Origin of the sequence: Nonomuraea sp. CA-143628 (assembly GCF_050942315.1) — a bacterium.
Taxonomy (GTDB): Bacteria; Actinomycetota; Actinomycetes; order Streptosporangiales; family Streptosporangiaceae; genus Nonomuraea.
Map to the genome: position 1 here is coordinate 4,138,997 of NZ_CP192072.1, position 15,808 is coordinate 4,154,804.

Here is a 15,808-nt window from a genome sequence, read left to right on the forward strand (position 1 = left end):
GCCTCCTTCCTGACCGGCCCGACGTGAGAGTCCCTCCTGAGCGGGCTGATGTGACCCTCTTTCCTGACCGGGCCGATGTGGTCCTCGACGCGCACGGCCACGTCGGCGACTGGCCCGACTTCCTCATCCCCGATCCGTCCGCGGAGGGCCTGGTGGCCACGATGGACCGGATCGGCGTCACCGCGATGGGCATCAGCCACCTGCTCGCCGTCGGCCCGGACGCCGTACGCGGCAACCGGCTGGCCGCCGAGATCGCCGAGCGCTTCCCCGGCCGGTTCGGCGTCTGGCAGGTCTACAACCCGCACCACCGCACACCCCTGACCCTGGAGGGCGTGTGGGGCGTGAAGCTGCATCCCGACGTACACCAGTGCCGTCTGGACGACCCGCTCTACGACCCGGTGTGGGAGCTCGGCCTGCCCGTTCTCGCCCACGGCCAGACCGATTCCCCGTGGAGCGACCCCGCCCAGTTCGCCGCGGTCGCCGCCCGCCATCCGTCGGTGCCGCTGCTCATGGGGCACACCGGGCTCTGGGCGTACGGCTTCGCCCGCGCCGCCCGTCTGGCGGCCGACCACCCGAACCTCTACCTGGAGACCTGCGGCTCCAAGATGACCGGCCGCTGGATCGCCCGGCTCGTCGACATGATCGGGGCGCACCGGGTGCTGTTCGGGTCGGACGCCTGCTTCCTCGACCTGCGCACCGGTTTCGGCCGGATCGCCCTCGCCCCGCTCACTGACGCGGACCGCACCCTGGTCCAGGGCGCCAACCTCGCCCGACTTCTCGATCTTCCCCAGCCTTCGCCGACGTCGCATCGAAAGGGACGCTCTCTGTGACACTCGCCCTCCACGGTGGTACGCCGGTCCGCTCGGCGCCCTGGCCCGCGTGGCCGCCGCCGCTCGACCCGGCCCAGCGCGCTCTCGTCACCGAGGTCCTGGAGAGTGGCCAGTGGGGCGCCACCCAGGGCGGTTCCACGGTCGCGGACCTGACCGCCGCGTTCGCCCACAGGTCCGGCGTGCCGTACGGCGTTGCGGTCGGGAACGCGACACTGGGCCTGTTCGCCGCGCTGAGAGGTCTGGGGGTGGGGCGGGGCGACGAGGTGATCGTGCCCGCCTACACCTTCGTCGCCTCGGCCACGGCGGTGCTCCTGGCCGGTGCCACGCCCGTGATCGCCGACGTGAACCCGGTGGACCTGCACCTGTCCCCGGAGGCCGTCGAAGCGGCGCTGACGGACAGAACGGCCGCCATCATGCCCGTCCACCTGGCCGGCAGTCCCGCCGACATGGACCCGCTCAACGCGGTGGCGGCCCGCCACGGCCTGGTCGTGGTCGAGGACACCGCCCAGGCGCACGGCGCGACCTACAAGGACCGCCCGGTCGGCGGCCTGGGCGACGCCGGGGTGTACAGCTTCCAGGCGAGCAAGGCCATGACGGCGGGCGAGGGCGGTCTGATCGTCTGCCGCGACGAGGCCGCGTACGAGGCGATCTGGTCGGTCTGCAACCTCGGCCGCAGACTCGGCGGCCAGTGGTACGGCCACCCATCGGTCGGCTGGAACCTGCGGCTCACCGAGATCCAGGCCGCCCTCCTGCTGCCCTGGCTCGACCGCCTCGACGCCGAGATAGACCGCCGCGAGGCTTTCTGCGCCGCCGCCGAACGCGAACTGGGCGCGGAGTGGTGCGCGGCGCATGGCGACCAGCCGGCTGGTGCGGGTTCGGTGAGTGGCCGTGAATCGGCGGGTATGGGTTCAGCGGGTGGTGGGGGCCCATCTGGGGCACAGCCAGCGGGTGGTGGTGAATCGGCGGGTGCGCAGCCGGCGTGCGTTGGGGGCCCGTCTGGGGCGCGTACGGCGTACGGCCGCGGGTTGCCGGTGAGTGTGGTGCCGCGGCCGCCTGGCACGACCCGGGATTCCCGTCACCTGCTCATGCTCCGCTTTCACGAGCCGGTGGACCGGGAGTTCCTGCTGGCCGCGATGGCCGCCGAAGGGGTGCCGCTCGAAGGCGGGTACCCGCCGCTCGGGACGATGGCGGCGCTCGTCCGGGAGGGTGCGCGGGTGGAGCCGTGCCCGGCGGCCGAGGCGGCGGCTCGGGAGGTGGTCTGGGTCCGGCAGTCGATGCTCATGGACGATCCCGGCCACGCCGCCCACCTGGCTGAGGCCTTGGCCAAGGTGCTGGCCGCCATGCCGCCCATCTGACGACGGCACGGATCTACTTTGTAAAGGCCGTCGGTCGTCCTCCAGGGGCCGTCATCCGTGCCCGCTCAGTTCGATCAGCAGCGCGCCGGGATCGCTCTGGTCGGATTTCTCGGGAAGTCTGGCGATGGGGTAGCGGCGGAGGATCTCCTCCGGGATGGCGAAGGCGTCCACCAGGAGCAGCGCGTACGGCGCGAGCCGCGCGATGGCCTCGTCGAGGACGATAGGGAACTGCTCGACATGCTCGGCCGACAGGTGGCCCGCCGCCATCAGGCTGCCGCTGTGTGGGGAGATCCGCCGCAGGGCGAAGATCCGGTGGAGGAGATGCAGCAGGTCCTGCCCCGTGGCGTCCGGAACGCCGGGCTGCGGCAGGTCCTGTCCCGTGGCGTCCGGAACGTCGGCGGCGGCGTTCAGCAAGGCATCCCCTGCCAGCCGCTGGGCATGGGCGGCGACGAGCTCCAGCGCGGGGTTCGTGGCGGCGTTCCAGCGGTTCAGCGGGTGGGGGTCGGCGCATCGCTCGAACGCGGCGCGGGCCCGCCGGTCCCAGATGTGTTCGAGGCAGACCATCAGGTGGTGCAGGAAGCGCGGGCTGGTCAGGGCGGGGGCCGGCGCGGGCGGAGGCGGTGGCAGCGGGTCCCTCAGCAGCATCTTTCCCGCGGCCTTGAGCCAGATGGGCAGGTTGTCGCCTTCGGCGGTGATGGGCAACTCGCTGCCGGTCAGGAAGTCGGCCAGCCCGTTGACCAGGAACAGCCCCTGGGCGCCACAGCGCTCGCGGCACTCGATCAGCACGTCCCTGCACTGCCAGGTGATCCAACCCTTGGCGATCGCCACCAGGTTCTCCGCCTGGCCGCGGTCGTGCGCGGTATGGGCCGCCCACTGTCGTACCGTGGTCCGGTGCAGGAGCGTGGCGGCGTACACGGTGGCCAGCGCGTCGAGCAGCCGGGCGTGGTGGCTGCGGTAGGCGAACAGGGGCACGCTGCCACCCGCGACCTGGGTGAGCCCGGAGGTGCGCCTGGTGTGCGCGTAGCGGATGGCGATGGCGAGCGCGGCGCGGGTGCCGCCCAGGCTGGTCGCGCTCATACAGAGCTTGCCTTCGGTGACGCGGCCGATCGAGTACAGGAACCGTCGCCGCCGCTCGACCCCGCCGGCGAAGGAGCCGTCCGGAAGGATCCGGCCGCGCTCTGACTCCAGCAGGGCGTGACGGGGCAGTCGTACGTGGTCGAACCCCGTCAGGCAGTGGTCGATCGGACTGCCCATCCGTTCGGGCAGCCATCGGATCTCCACCCCGGGAAGCGGTCCCGATTCGTCGCTCAATGGGGTGAGGAAGAGGAACACGCCCTCGTCCTCGCCGTCGACGATCAGGCGGGCGGCGACCACCGCGGTCTTCGGGCCGCCGATCGCGCTGGTGTTGGGCATGAACTTCCGGGCGCCCGGGTGCGGGGTGTGCAGGTCGAAGCACGCGGTGAGCGGGTCGTAGACGGCGGTCGTCTCCAGGTCGGCGGCGCTGTTGCCGTGGGCGAGCTCGGTGCACAGGAACGTCCCGGTCCGCTGGAGCGGGGCGTAGTCGCGCAGGCTGCGCAGCTCGTGCGGGGTGTGGTCGTGGAGGCTGCCCAGGAACAGGTTGTAGTGGATCCCGGCGAGCATGGTGGTGCCGCAGTCCACGGGGCACGCCCATTCATGCAGGGCGGTGAGCGACTCGACGTCGGACACGAGGTCCTCGACCGACCGGACGCTCTTGTCGACGTACCTGAGCCGTTCGTACGACCGGCGCATGCGGTCGTCCGGAGACAGGTCGGCGTTGTCGCGGAAGGGCTCGGAGGCGAACAGGCGGCGCCACGGTTCGTGGACCTCGCCGAAGCGCGGTCCGAACAGCGCCGCTGTGAGTGCTGATACGTCCGTGACGCCCAAGGTCAGCCCTTTCAGAGTGAAGACGGCGCACCCCCTGCGGGTAGGAGGTGCGCCGTGTCGATCAGAAACCTCAGCCCGTCAGAACCTGCCGAACAGGGCGTTGGCGGCCGCGTCGGGATCGGTGCCGAGGAAGTACTCCGCGGACGCGCGTTGCAGCTCCTCGCGCGTCAGGTGCCCCTTCGCCTCCTCGTCGAGCAGGGCGAACGCCTCGGCGCTCTCGTCCGCCGGGACGCCGAACCCGTGCGTGAGGCTGCGGGCGAACTCCTCGCCGGTGATCCGGCCGTCGCCGTCCGCGTCGGCGATGTCGATCAGCGCGTCGAGCAACGGCCGGACGCGCTCGTAGCCGTCGGACTCGTCGAGGACGCCCTCGGTGAAGCCGTCGACGTATTCGGCGAAGCTGACGTGCCCGTCGCCGTCGGCGTCCATGGGCTTGATGACGTCCTCCCAGAACCGGCGGAACGTCGCGCGGACGGCCTCGTGCTCGGGCGATCCGGGCGCCAGGCCGCATGACGCGCTGACGCCGTCGGCGGCGGCGAGATAGTCGTCCAGCTCCAGGGTGTCGCTGCCGTCCCGGTCCATCAGCCCGAAGAAGTGCCGCAGTTTCCGCTCGAGGAGATCAGTCATGGGGTGCCCCTTGCCTTGACGGTTCCTTTACTGATTGTGATCGGATAATCACTTTAAGTAAAGGCGCGCTCCCCCTGCGGGTGCCTGCTCGTGCGCCATTGACACCCTCGGAGCCGTCGTCACCAACCGCGGCATCAGCCCGCCCACCCGGCAGGTCACGATGGACCTCCCCGCGAACGAGGCCGCCCGGGGCGTATCACCCCAACGTGGCGATCGGCGAGACATGCACGTTCGGCTTCACAACCAACCGGGCGCCTCAGAACGGCCGGTCGGGGGCTTCGGGCGCGGTTCTCTCAGAAAAGAGGGAAAGGCGGGCCTTGTGCGCAGCCGGGTGGGGTGTTGTTGCCGCTGATGTCGAACTCCGCGCAATTAAGGAACAGGGGAGTGCCATCCGCCGATGCCGCCGCGGTGGCCCGGAGAGTGGGGTTGATCTCGGGGAGGCCGCGCTTCCGACTCGAGCTGGGATCGCCGGACGCTCCATCCGAGAAATGACCACGTTTCCGTGAGCCGATGTGATTACCGTGGCCGCCGTGCGTGCGCACCGCGGCCAGGATCACAACTCCGTTATTTCTCCTTCTTGCACCCCTTTGGGGGAGAAGCCGGCGGGCTGGACCAGCCCGACCCCGGGCCGCGAGCGCTGTAGCTCACGACCTCGCCCTTGGTCGCCCCAAGAGCCGTGCGGGCCGCGTAGGAGACGCGGGAGAGTGGCTCCCCCGTCCCTGGGTCGAGGATCAGCCTGTAGTAGACCGGTAGCTCCGGGCGTGATTTGCCGGCGTACAGGAGGGAGCCGCCCGCCTCGCCCAAGTCCACGGATATGCCCTTTCTGCCCAGTGGGTCCGTCACCGGGCCCACGACCTTTGTGGTCGGCAGGCCGGCCAGGACGCGGATGATCGCGGCGCGCTGGGCGGGGTTGAGCGGCATGCTCAGGAGATTCGCGGTGGTGGGCAGGAACTTCTCGAAAGGCTGCGTGAAGCCGCGGCCGTTCCAGATCTCGTGGTAGGAGCGAAGCCGCTTCATGAGTTTGGCCGGATCCGTGGGGATCGCCGCCAGCTTGGCCAGGGTGAACTCGCCGACCGAGCTGTCGGGATACCTTCCCGTGGAGTCCACATTTGAGCTGTAGCTGCAGTCCTGCGGCTCGTCGGCGATCGGAATCGAAGGGCACGACTCGCCGGTTTCGCACGGCCCCTTGACCCGGTCGGGAGATCCCGATATCCGCCAGGCGCCCTCGTCCACAGCCGTGGCCAGGCGGGCGCTCTGCCGCCATGTCCACCTGAGCACCGGATCGGCGGGGTCGCGCGGCTGCCAGTCCTCCCGGCGCCCGCCCAGCATGAGGGTGTACTCGCCGGTGAACAGCAGGCTTCCGTCGATCGTCACCTCACGCCAGTAGGCGCCGCTCCGCGCCGGAAGCTTCTCGATCCTGTCGGCCAGGTCGAACAGTTCCTGGTTGTCCCTCGGCGGCTTGAGCACGGCAGGGGCGGAGGTCAGGTTCGTCACCAGCGCGAAGACCAGGGCCACGATCGCGGCCGTGGCCAGTGGCGCCCACAGGATCCATAGAGGGGCCCGAACTCGAGGGGCCCGGGCGGCGGCGAGGCGGGCGCGGGCGCGCGCCACGACTTCGGGCGACGGCGGCCGCGTGTCGGGCAGGGAGCGAGCGAGCAGGTCCAGCTCATCCATCGGAGTCCTCCTTCAGCGGGTTGACCTCGCCGAGCGCCCGGCGCAGCTGCTTGCGCGCCCGGCTCAGCCGGGACGCGACGGTTCCGAAAGGGATCCCCAGGGCGGTGGCCACCTCGGCGTGGCTCAGCCCGCCCAGCGCGACCAGCAGCACCACGTCCCGGTCGCGCTGCTTCAGCCCGGCCAGCGCCCCCGCCAGCGGCCCGGTGAAGCGGGCGGCGGTCACCCGGTCGAGCACCTCGTCCTCGTGGCTCGCGCCGTCGCGCTCCGCCGCCCTGGCGATCGCCTTCCACCGCCTGATCTCGGTACGGCGGTGCCGGGCGACGAGATTGGTCGCGATGCCGTACAGCCAGGGTCTGGCGGGGCCGAGCGACGGGTCGTATCCCCCATGCAGGGCGATCACGAAGACCTCCGCGGCCAGGTCATCGGCCACGTCCTCGGACAGGCGGCGGGCGATGTACCGGTGGATATCGGCGAAGTGCTCGTCGAAGAGGTTGGGAGGAACCGGTAAGCGTTCCACCCCGTTGCCGGGATTTCGAACTATCACGCCCGTTGTTGCCCTTTCGTGGGGAATGGTTTCACGGGCTCGGGCCGGGCGTCGCCGGCGCGGCAGCGACGCCCATAGGTCTACTTTGTAAAGGCGATCCCGCGCGTCTATGGCAGCATGCACTACATGGGACCGTCGCGAATCCTCGCCGTACGACACGGCGAAAGCGAGGCGAATGCCGCCTACCGGCGAGCGGGCGACACGCCACTCGTCTACGAGCGTGGCGATGACGAGGTGACTCTGACGGCCCTGGGCCGGCGGCAGGCCGGGGCGCTCGGGCAGTTGCTGGGGGCGCTGCCGGCGGAGGAGGCGCCCGAGGTCGTGTGGTGCTCGCCCTATCAGCGTGCGCTCGACACCTGGGCGAGCGCCTCAGAGGTGTGGCGGGCGTTGCCGGTGACGACGGACGAGCGGCTCAGGGACCGGGAGCGGGGGGTGCTCGCTCCGTACAACGATGCGGAGATCGAGCGGCGCCATCCCGAGGAGCTGGCGCGGTGGCGGGCGGCGGGGGACTACGACTATCGGCCGCCGGGCGGTGAGTCGGTGGGTGACGTGGCGGTCCGGGTGCGCGCGGCGGTCGGTGACCTGGGCGCGCGGGCCGACGGGCGGCGGGTGCTGATCGTCGCGCACGACGCGGTGGTGCTGACCCTGCGGCATGTGATCGCCGAGACGCCGGACGCCGAGCTGGCCGCCATGGACGCGTTCGCGCCCGTGCTCAACGCGTCCGTCTCTACGTGGGAGGCGCTGGACGGCCGTCTTGAGCTGCTGTCCTTCAACGACATCGACCACCTGCGGTCCTTATAGCGACCTCAACCACTTTTGATGAGATCGGCCCGGGCCCGCGTGTCGTCGGCGTCGAACCATTCCTGCTCGGCGGCGAACCACACGCGCCACCGAGGTTCGAGCTCCGGCCCGTCGCGCTCGATGACCCGGCGCAGTCGCACGTCTTCGGGGCGTCGTCGTCGGTGTCCATGGGCTGGACCACGTCCTCCCAGAACCGGCGGAACGTCTCGCGTACAGCCTCGTACTCGGGCGATCCGGGCGTCAGCCCGAACGACGCGCTGACGCCGTCGGCGGCAGTGAGATAGTCGGCGAGTTCCAGGGTGGCGCTGCCGTCGCGGTCCATCAGCTCGAAGAAGTGCCGCAGCTTTCGCTCGATGAGATCAGCCATGGGGTGCCCTGTGCCTTGACGATGCCTTTACCCATTGTGATCGTTCGATAACTTTAAGCAAAGGCGCGGCTGCCGGGGCCGGCGCTCTTGACACCCTCGGAGCTCCGCCTCACGATCGCGATTAGCGAGCTCCGCGATCACCGCCCTGCTGCTCCTCACCGCCCCGGCTCGAGCGGCCGCGTCGACACGGCTCATGGCCCCGTGCCTGGTCACCTACACGGTCGACCCGATCTGGGTGAACGGCTTCACGGCGTCGGTCGCCGTCACCAGTCGCGGCATCATCCCGCCCGCCGGGCAGGTCACGATGATCCTCCCCGCGAACCAGGCCGCCCAGATCGCGTGGGACGCGATCCTGACCGTGGGCAACATGCAGCACCCCGTGTTCACCCTCCCGGCGTATCACCCCAACGTGGTGATCGGCGAGACGTACACGTTCGGCTTCAACGGCACCTACACCGGCGTGTACGGCCACGCGTACGCCTTCAGGCTCGCCGGCACGCTCTGCGACGTGGTCTACAACTGACCGGCGCGATCCTCTCAGAGGAGGTGGAAGGGCAGGCCCTGCACGCAGCCGGGCGGAGTGTTGTTGCCGCTGACGTCGAAATCGGCACAGGTGAGGAACAGGTAATTGAATTTGCCGAGCAGGAAGGCCAGGACGCCGACGACGATGATGACAGCGATGGCCCGCAGCCGGTGCAGCGCGGGGAGTCCGGCGTATTCGGGCAGCAGGATTCTCGTCATGAGCCAGGCCAGGGCCGGCGCGCCCGCCAGGGTGAGCACCACCTCGAAATAGTGGAGATAGCGAAACCCGTGCGTTCTCGGCGTCAGGACGGCCAGCGCGATCCAGGTCGAGGGGAGTGCCAGCGCGACCCAGCCTGCCCAAGGTAGGGCGCGTCTGCTGCGTAGCAGCAGGCCCGAGAGCAGCATGGCCGCGGCCACGGCCCAGATCCCCATCACGGCGTCGAAGAAGATGGCGCCGTACGCGCCGAGCGTGAACGCGGGCCACCAGATGGCGAGCGTGCCGCCTGCCGCCGCCGCCGCGGTGGCCCGGAGAGTGGGGTCGATTTCGGGGAGGCCGCGCTTTCTTCCCGGGTTGGAATCGCCGGACGCTCCACCATCCATGTCCACTGTCCGAGAATATAGAGACGCACAGCGCATTCCCGGCTCGGCGCCTCATCGTGCGTGCCGGGAAATGGCCATGTTTCTGCATGGATCTACTTTGTAAAGGCGACCGCGCGAATCAACGCGCCCGGGAGTCCGCGCTGGAGCGAGCGGATCACCTGCGTATCGAGGGCCAGGAGCGGCGGTCCGCTGACCGAACCTCCAGAATTGTCGCCTTCGCGCCCGCGATTGCCGCACCGATCCTGGAGGCGGATTTCGCCGGAAAGGTCTTGCCGATCTTGCGGCGGCCGTGACAGGCAGCGGAGATTAACCGTTGACGTTGACCAGATCCGCCCGGGCCCGGGTGTCGTCGGCGTCGAACCATTCCTGCTCGGTGGCGAACCAGACCCGCCACCGAGGTTCGAGCTCAGGCCCGTCGCGCTCGATGACCCGGCGCAGCCGCACCTCTTCGGGGGCCTCCACCCAGATGGTGAACGCCAGCAGATGGGCCGCCGATCGGCGGGCCGTGCCCACGCCTTCGATGATCAGGGTCGGTGCGGCAGGGACCGTGATCAGGTCCGTGTATTCGCCGCGTACCCAGTCATAACGGCGGAACGCGCCCGGGAGTCCGCGCTGGAGCGGGCGGAGCACCTGCGTGTCGAGGGCGTCGAACCAGCCGCCGGGGCCCTCGTCCCACGGGACCGGGAAGTCGTCGCTGTGCACCACCTGGCAGCCGAGTTCGGCGGCCAGTTCGCCGGCGAACGTGGTCTTGCCCGACCCGGCGGGGCCGTCGACGGCGACCAGCCGGACCGGCCCGCACGACGGATCGAGCGCCTGGATGCGGCGGACGGGCGATTCCACGGCTCCCAGGGTAGGTGAAGGAGACACGAAGCCTGAAAGACTACTCTTTCGCCACGAACGCAATTCTGGAGGCTGACCTTGCCCGGACCCCTTGGTGACATCGTGGTGCTGGATCTGTCCAGGGCCTTGGCCGGCCCGCACGCCGCTCAGATGCTCGGCGATCTCGGCGCCCGGGTGATCAAGGTGGAGCATCCGGACGGAGGAGACGAGTCCCGGGGCTGGGGGCCGCCCTTCGTCGGGCCGGATCACGATATTTCCACGTATTTTCTGGCGGCGAACCGCAACAAGCAGTCCATCGCCATCGACCTGAAGTCCGCCGCCGGCAAACAGCTCGTCGAGCGCCTGGTACGCCAGAGCGACGTGCTCATCGAGAACTTCCGTACCGGAGTGCTCGACCGCCTCGGCTTCTCCGTCGAGCGGCTGCACAAGCTCAACCCGCGCCTGGTCATCCTGTCGATCACCGGCTTCGGCCACGACGGGCCCGAGGGCGGCCGGCCGGGCTACGACCAGATCGCCCAGGGTGAGGCCGGCCTGATGTCGCTGACGGGCCCCTCGCGCGACGAGCCGTACCGCGTGGGCGCGTCCATCGCCGACCTGCTCGCGGGCATCCACGGCGCGTACGGCGTGACCGGAGCCCTGTACGAGCGCGAGCGGACCGGCAGGGGCCGGGTGGTGCGTACGTCCCTGCTGGCCGCCGTCACCGGTGTGCACTCCTACCACGGCACGGCGTGGACCGTGGGCGGCCAGGTGCCCGGCGCGAACGGCAACCACCACGCCTCGATCGCCCCCTACGGCGCCTTCCATTGCGCCGACGGGATGCTGCAGATCGCGGCGGCCAACGACGGTCAGTGGAAGAAGGTGGCCGCCCTACTGGGCATAGACCCAGATGTGGCTAAATATGCGACGAACAGGGAGCGATTCGCGCACCGGGATGAGCTGATCGCCGACATGGAGAAGGCTCTGGCCGCGCACGACCGCGGCCACTGGCTGGCCAGGCTCGGCGAGGCGGGAGTGCCCGCGGGCGCGATCCGCTCGATCGACGAGGTCTACACCTGGGACCAGACCCGCTCGCAGGGCCTGGTGATCGAGGTGGACCATCCCGTACTCGGCCGCATCGAACTGCCGGGCCCCCCGCTGCGCTTCGAAGACGGCCCCGAAGAGGGTGCCGGCGAGGTGACGCACACGGCGCCGCCCGCCCTGGGCCAGGACGGCGACGCTGTGCTCAGCTGGCTGGAAGAGCGCGAGGGGTGATGCGAATCCGATGGCACCGGCGGGCGCTCTGGTGCGTCAACATTCCGACATCGCCGGTTAGTAGGGAGCCATGGTGAGCCGTCCGGACGCGCGCACACTGATCGAAACGGTCCTTGACGCGGGATCGTGGAAGTCGTGGGACGCGCCGCCCGCCGATCCGGTGGCGCCGGGCTCCTCCTACGCCGACGAGCTGGCCGCGGCCCGCGCCAAGTCCGGCTACGACGAGTCCGTCGTCACCGGTGAGGGCCTGCTCGACGGGCGGCGGGTGGCCGTGGTGGTCTCCGAGTTCTCGTTCATGGCCGGGTCGATCGGGGTGGCGGCGGCCGAGCGGGTCGTCGCCGCGGCCGAGCGGGCCACCCGTGAGCGGCTGCCGCTGCTGGCCGCGCCCGCCTCGGGCGGCACCAGGATGCAGGAGGGCGCGCTCGCGTTCGTGCAGATGGTGAAGATCACCGCCGCGGTGCAGGCGCATCGCGGGGCGGGCCTGCCGTTCGTGGTGTATTTGCGGCATCCGACGACCGGTGGGGTGTTCGCGTCGTGGGGTTCGCTCGGGCATGTCACGGCCGCGGAGCCGGGGGCTTTGATCGGGTTCCTGGGGCCGCGGGTGTTCGAGTCGTTGCACGGTTATCCGTTCCCCGAAGGCGTACAGGTGGCGGAGAACCTGCACGAGCACGGGCTGGTCGACGCGGTGGTGTCGGCCGACGACGCGCGGGAGGTGGCGATCAGGGCGCTGTCGGTGCTGTGCGCCGAACGTACCGGGCTGGTCGCCGGCGAGCCGCCCGAGGAGGACCTGCGGCCGGTGGAGGCGTGGGAGGCGATCACCCGCTCGCGCCGCGACGACCGTCCGGGGGCGCGCACGCTGCTCAAACTGGCCGCCACCGATGTGACCCCGCTCACCGGCAACGGCGCGGGGGAGAACGAGCCGGGCCTGCTGCTGGCGCTGGCGCGGTTCGGCGGCGCGCCGGCCGTCGTGCTCGGCCAGGACCGGCGCCGGGCGCGGCCCAGCTCGCCGCTCGGCCCCGGCGGGCTGCGGATGGCCAGGCGCGGCATGCGGCTGGCCGCCGAGCTGGGGCTGCCCCTGGTCACCGTGATCGACACGGCGGGCGCGGCGCTGTCGAAGGCGGCCGAGGAGGGCGGGCTGGCCGCGGAGATCGCCCGCTGCCTGGCCGACCTGGTCATGCTCGACGCGCCGACGGTGTGCCTGCTGCTCGGCGAGGGCGCGGGCGGCGCGGCGCTGGCCCTGCTGCCCGCCGACCGGGTGCTGTGCGCGCAGCACGCGTGGTTGTCGCCGTTGCCGCCGGAGGGCGCCTCGGCGATCCTCTACCGCAGTGTGGACTTCGCGCCGGAGATCGCCCAGCAGCAGCGGGTGCGGGCCACCGACCTGCGGCGTGACGGGATCGTCGACCGGGTGATCCCGGAGGTGCCCGACGCCGCGTACGAGCCGCGCGCGTTCTGCGAGCGGGTGGGACGGGCGCTGGAGTACGAGATCGCCGGGCTGCTGGCCCGGAGCCCGGCGGACCGTCGAGCGGCCCGCCAGGCCCGCTACCGCAACCTGGGCGGCTAGCGTCTTCGGTTCCCTGTGTTTACCTAGGTAAAGCGGACATCGGCGTAGTCTCGTCGCGCCCGACCGAGGTCGGGTCGTGATCTGGTGGAAGCCGAAGCCGCGTCCGTTCGGCAAGCCGGGCGGACCGTGGTTTGAGAACCGCGTTGTCGGGGCCTGACTGCGCACTGCTGGAGGGAGTGTGCCTCTTGGGCCACCGCCCCGCCGGACGCTTTCCCGTTGATGCGGACACCAACGGGGGCGGGGACCGGGCGCTCAGTCAGGCACCCGGCTGTGACAGAAAATTACCGCACGATTACCAACCGTCGCAACCGATCAAGCCAGAGAAATCCAACAACAGTTCTAACGGTAACCACCGGCTCGCATAGCGAATGCCCACGACAGTTCATACCCTGGCGGACCGTCGCCACGGCCCGCCAGGGCCGTTACTCCGGCTCCTTCCCCTGGTACGTCCAGAGCACCCCGCCGTCGGCGTCGTAGCCGGTGAACCGCATGCCCGGCCAGGACAGTCCCTGCTTGGCGACCGCTTCGGGCACCGGTCCGGCGAACAGCAGCACGCCCTGGTCCCAGGGGTCGGGAACGGTGTTCGCGGTGGCGTGCCCGCCGCCCTTGAGCGTGACCTCGACCTTGGCAGTGCCGGGCACGGTGAAGCCGTACCATTCCCGTTTGTCCTGCGCCCACTGCAGGGGGAGCTCAGGGGCGGCGATCATGCCGCTCAGCTTCCCGCCTGGGACGGCCTGGAAGGAGCCCGCCTGCTCCTTGCCGTCCTTCGTCCACTTGACGCACGTGTCGGCGTACATGTGGGCGGTGAGCCCGCTGGGGAAGGCGTAACCGGCGTCGAGGGGTTTCTTGTCCTCCCAGCACCAGCCGCGCTTCGTCAGGTCGACCTGTTCGAGTTGTTTTCCGCGCACCTTGTACGCGAAGGCTCTCACTTTCGCGTCCCTCGGGTATCTGACCCACCACACGGGCGCGGGCAGGTCCTTGCCGCGGGTCAGGGTGGCGGGCAGGCGGCGTCCGTCCTCCAGCACCGCGTCGACGGACAGCCAGTCGTCCTCGGCCGCGCCGAAGGCGACGACGCTGCCCGGCAGCGGCAGGTAGGTCTCCACCCGGCCGCTGGAGAAGCTGACGGACGGCGGTTCGGGCCGCACCCGGGCGCAACCGCCCTGGTCCCCGCCGTTGGCACCGGTTCCACCGGTGGCGCACAGCTCCAGGCCCTCCGAGTAGGGGTACTTGCCGAACGAGAGCCGTACCGGTCCCTTGCTGAAGTCGTCGGTTCCGGGGACGGTGATGGGCTCGCCGGTCTGCTTGAAGTTCGACTTCGGCGACGAGGTGCGGCGTGGCTGGTCTTCGCGCCAGAGCTGCTTGCCCGCGGCGTCGTAGCCCGCCCACCAGCCGCCGAGGGACCAGTCGAGCGGGGGCAGTTCTGCGGCGGTGAACAGGTTGAGGCCGAGGTTCCACGGATCGGGGATGCCCTGCATGGTGATCGGGGCGTCGGAGCCGACCGCCATCTGGATCTTGACGGTGTTCCGCTTCGTAGCGGTGTACATGAGTCCGTCCTGGAAATGGATCATGGGCGCTTTGGCCGTCATCGGATCCTTCAGGTCGAGGTTGACCCAGCCGAGCTCCTTGGTCCCGCGGAACCAGAACACACTGCGGCCCTGGACCTTGTCGTCGTAGGGGCGCACGGTGACCTCGCCGGGCAGCTGCATCGGCTGGCCGATCGGTGTGTGCCTGACGCTCTCGCCGGCCAGGCGCTTGGGTGAGGCGTCGGAGCCTCGCCTGCCGCGCGCGTCGGTGAATTCCACCGTGGACACCTTGTCCCCGGCCGACAGGGCCAGCGTCCAGATGATCATCGGGGCGCCCTCGGAGCGGTGCACGGTCGCCTCGACACGCCGGCCGTCCGCCAGCACGGCGGTGACCTTGGCCACGTCGTTGTCGGCCACGCCGTAGTCCACGTAGGCGGATGGGGTGTCGGCGCGGGTGGAGCCCTCGTACATGCCGCTGCGTTCGAAGATCTCGGCCGTGCGCAGGTCGTGGCATGAGCCGTACGGATCGCCGTCCGCCGGGACGGCGACGAAGCACACTTCGGGGACGCCGAGCGGGTCCCTGGCGAACCACAGGCGCAGCGGCTTGCCCCGCGCCGTGTCGTCCACCACCACCTGCTCGCCGGCCGTCGTCTTGCCCTCCATGAGCTGCTTGTAGACAGTGTCGGGGTCGCTCGCGCTGTTCCGGCCCAGGCCCCCGTTGAGCAGGATGGGGACGAAGATGGCGAGCAGGGCGAGGGGCAGGGCGGCGAGCAGCCACCGTCCGCGCGGCACCGGTGGGGGAGTGCGGCGCTGGACGTTGCGCCAGGCGTTCGGATCGGCCTCGTAGGTCTGGGCGCGGGCTTCGAGTGCCGCCCGCAGGCGTGCTTCCAGGTCGCTCACTGGTCCTCCTCCTTCAGCGCCTTGCCCAGCGCGGCCAGGGCCCTGCTGGCGTGGGTCTTGACCGAACCCGTCGAGACGCCCATGACGTCGGCGATCTCGCGTTCGGACAGGTCGAGCCAGTAACGCAGGACGAGGGCCTCGCGCTGCCTGCGCGGGAGGCGGTCGAGCGCCGCGAGCAGTTCGCGGTGCTCCTCGGCGACGATCACCGCGTGCTCGCTGCTGCGTTCGTGCTCGGGAGGATCGGGGCGGCGCAGCCGGACCAGCCTGAGGTGGCGCAGGCGGTTGCGGGTGAGGTTGCAGACGATCGCGCGCAGGTACGACACCGCCGCACCGTCGTCGCGCAGCCGTCTGATGTGCAGCCGGGAGAACGCCTCCTGGGCGATGTCCTCCGGGTCGTCGGCGCCGAGCAGGCCCGCCAGCCGTACCAGGGGGTGGTAGTGGGCGGCGAACAGCTCGGCGAATGACGGCTGCGCCATGGTGGAGGAGTCGATCACAGTACAGAGACACCCAA

15 protein-coding genes are annotated in these 15,808 nt (G+C 70.4%); 6 read left to right on the forward strand and 9 right to left on the reverse strand.

What is annotated here, in order from left to right:
- Positions 1-50: 50 nt before the first annotated feature.
- The gene (locus tag ACQP2T_RS19155) at positions 51-830 is read left to right on the forward strand and encodes an amidohydrolase family protein (RefSeq protein ID WP_433517462.1); all 780 of its coding nucleotides are present in this window, start codon (positions 51-53) and stop codon (positions 828-830) included.
- On the forward strand, positions 827-2,185 hold the full coding sequence (locus tag ACQP2T_RS19160; protein ID WP_433517463.1) for a DegT/DnrJ/EryC1/StrS family aminotransferase: 1,359 nt from the start codon (positions 827-829) through the stop codon (positions 2,183-2,185). Before ACQP2T_RS19155 ends, ACQP2T_RS19160 begins: the two co-directional genes overlap by 4 nt.
- A 51-nt stretch (positions 2,186-2,236) precedes the next feature.
- On the opposite strand, the gene ACQP2T_RS19165 is transcribed toward ACQP2T_RS19160, so the two are convergent.
- The 4 genes from ACQP2T_RS19165 to ACQP2T_RS19180 all read right to left on the reverse strand — a co-directional run bounded on the left by ACQP2T_RS19165 (position 2,237) and on the right by ACQP2T_RS19180 (position 6,905).
- Positions 2,237-4,090 (reverse strand): acyl-CoA dehydrogenase family protein, encoded by a 1,854-nt coding sequence (locus tag ACQP2T_RS19165; protein WP_433517464.1) that lies wholly within the window; start codon positions 4,088-4,090, stop codon positions 2,237-2,239.
- 78 nt (positions 4,091-4,168) lie between these two features.
- Entirely contained in the window at positions 4,169-4,714 is a 546-nt protein-coding gene (locus tag ACQP2T_RS19170) for an EF-hand domain-containing protein (protein ID WP_433517465.1), read from the reverse strand.
- A 564-nt stretch (positions 4,715-5,278) separates the two neighbouring features.
- A complete protein-coding gene (locus ACQP2T_RS19175) occupies positions 5,279-6,388 on the reverse strand; it encodes a CU044_5270 family protein (RefSeq protein ID WP_433517466.1) in 1,110 nt (369 codons plus the stop codon).
- Positions 6,381-6,905: an RNA polymerase sigma factor gene (locus tag ACQP2T_RS19180; RefSeq protein ID WP_433517467.1), complete on the reverse strand. Its 525-nt coding sequence runs from the start codon at positions 6,903-6,905 to the stop codon at positions 6,381-6,383. The genes ACQP2T_RS19175 and ACQP2T_RS19180 overlap by 8 nt, the downstream gene beginning before the upstream one ends.
- 153 nt (positions 6,906-7,058) lie before the next feature.
- Here ACQP2T_RS19180 and ACQP2T_RS19185 point away from each other — a divergent pair, with 153 nt between their 5' ends.
- Positions 7,059-7,733, forward strand: a complete 675-nt coding sequence (locus tag ACQP2T_RS19185; RefSeq protein ID WP_433517468.1) for a histidine phosphatase family protein — start codon at positions 7,059-7,061, stop codon at positions 7,731-7,733.
- Here ACQP2T_RS19185 and ACQP2T_RS19190 read toward each other — a convergent pair.
- Complete coding sequence (locus ACQP2T_RS19190) at positions 7,702-8,100, reverse strand: hypothetical protein (RefSeq protein ID WP_433517469.1); 399 nt, start codon at positions 8,098-8,100, stop codon at positions 7,702-7,704. The genes ACQP2T_RS19185 and ACQP2T_RS19190 overlap by 32 nt on opposite strands.
- Before the next feature lie 193 nt (positions 8,101-8,293).
- Here ACQP2T_RS19190 and ACQP2T_RS19195 point away from each other — a divergent pair, with 193 nt between their 5' ends.
- Positions 8,294-8,623 carry a cellulose binding domain-containing protein gene (locus ACQP2T_RS19195; RefSeq protein ID WP_433517470.1) on the forward strand — a complete coding sequence of 110 codons (330 nt, stop codon included), beginning with the start codon at positions 8,294-8,296 and terminating at the stop codon, positions 8,621-8,623.
- A 14-nt stretch (positions 8,624-8,637) separates the two neighbouring features.
- Here ACQP2T_RS19195 and ACQP2T_RS19200 read toward each other — a convergent pair whose 3' ends face one another.
- On the reverse strand, positions 8,638-9,228 hold the full coding sequence (locus ACQP2T_RS19200) for a hypothetical protein (RefSeq protein ID WP_433517471.1): 591 nt from the start codon (positions 9,226-9,228) through the stop codon (positions 8,638-8,640).
- Positions 9,229-9,528: 300 nt separating this feature from the next.
- On the reverse strand, positions 9,529-10,062 hold the full coding sequence (locus tag ACQP2T_RS19205) for a uridine kinase family protein (protein WP_433517472.1): 534 nt from the start codon (positions 10,060-10,062) through the stop codon (positions 9,529-9,531).
- Between the two features lie 78 nt (positions 10,063-10,140).
- Here ACQP2T_RS19205 and ACQP2T_RS19210 point away from each other — a divergent pair, with 78 nt between their 5' ends.
- The gene (locus ACQP2T_RS19210; RefSeq protein WP_433517473.1) at positions 10,141-11,313 is read left to right on the forward strand and encodes a CaiB/BaiF CoA transferase family protein; all 1,173 of its coding nucleotides are present in this window, start codon (positions 10,141-10,143) and stop codon (positions 11,311-11,313) included.
- 70 nt (positions 11,314-11,383) lie between these two features.
- A complete protein-coding gene (locus ACQP2T_RS19215; protein ID WP_433517474.1) occupies positions 11,384-12,874 on the forward strand; it encodes a carboxyl transferase domain-containing protein in 1,491 nt (496 codons plus the stop codon).
- A gap of 422 nt (positions 12,875-13,296) precedes the next feature.
- Here ACQP2T_RS19215 and ACQP2T_RS19220 read toward each other — a convergent pair whose 3' ends face one another.
- Both ACQP2T_RS19220 and ACQP2T_RS19225 read right to left on the reverse strand, forming a co-directional pair.
- A complete protein-coding gene (locus tag ACQP2T_RS19220; RefSeq protein ID WP_433517475.1) occupies positions 13,297-15,297 on the reverse strand; it encodes a hypothetical protein in 2,001 nt (666 codons plus the stop codon).
- The gene (locus tag ACQP2T_RS19225; protein ID WP_433517476.1) at positions 15,294-15,791 is read right to left on the reverse strand and encodes a SigE family RNA polymerase sigma factor; all 498 of its coding nucleotides are present in this window, start codon (positions 15,789-15,791) and stop codon (positions 15,294-15,296) included. The genes ACQP2T_RS19220 and ACQP2T_RS19225 overlap by 4 nt, the downstream gene beginning before the upstream one ends.
- Positions 15,792-15,808: the final 17 nt, after the last annotated feature.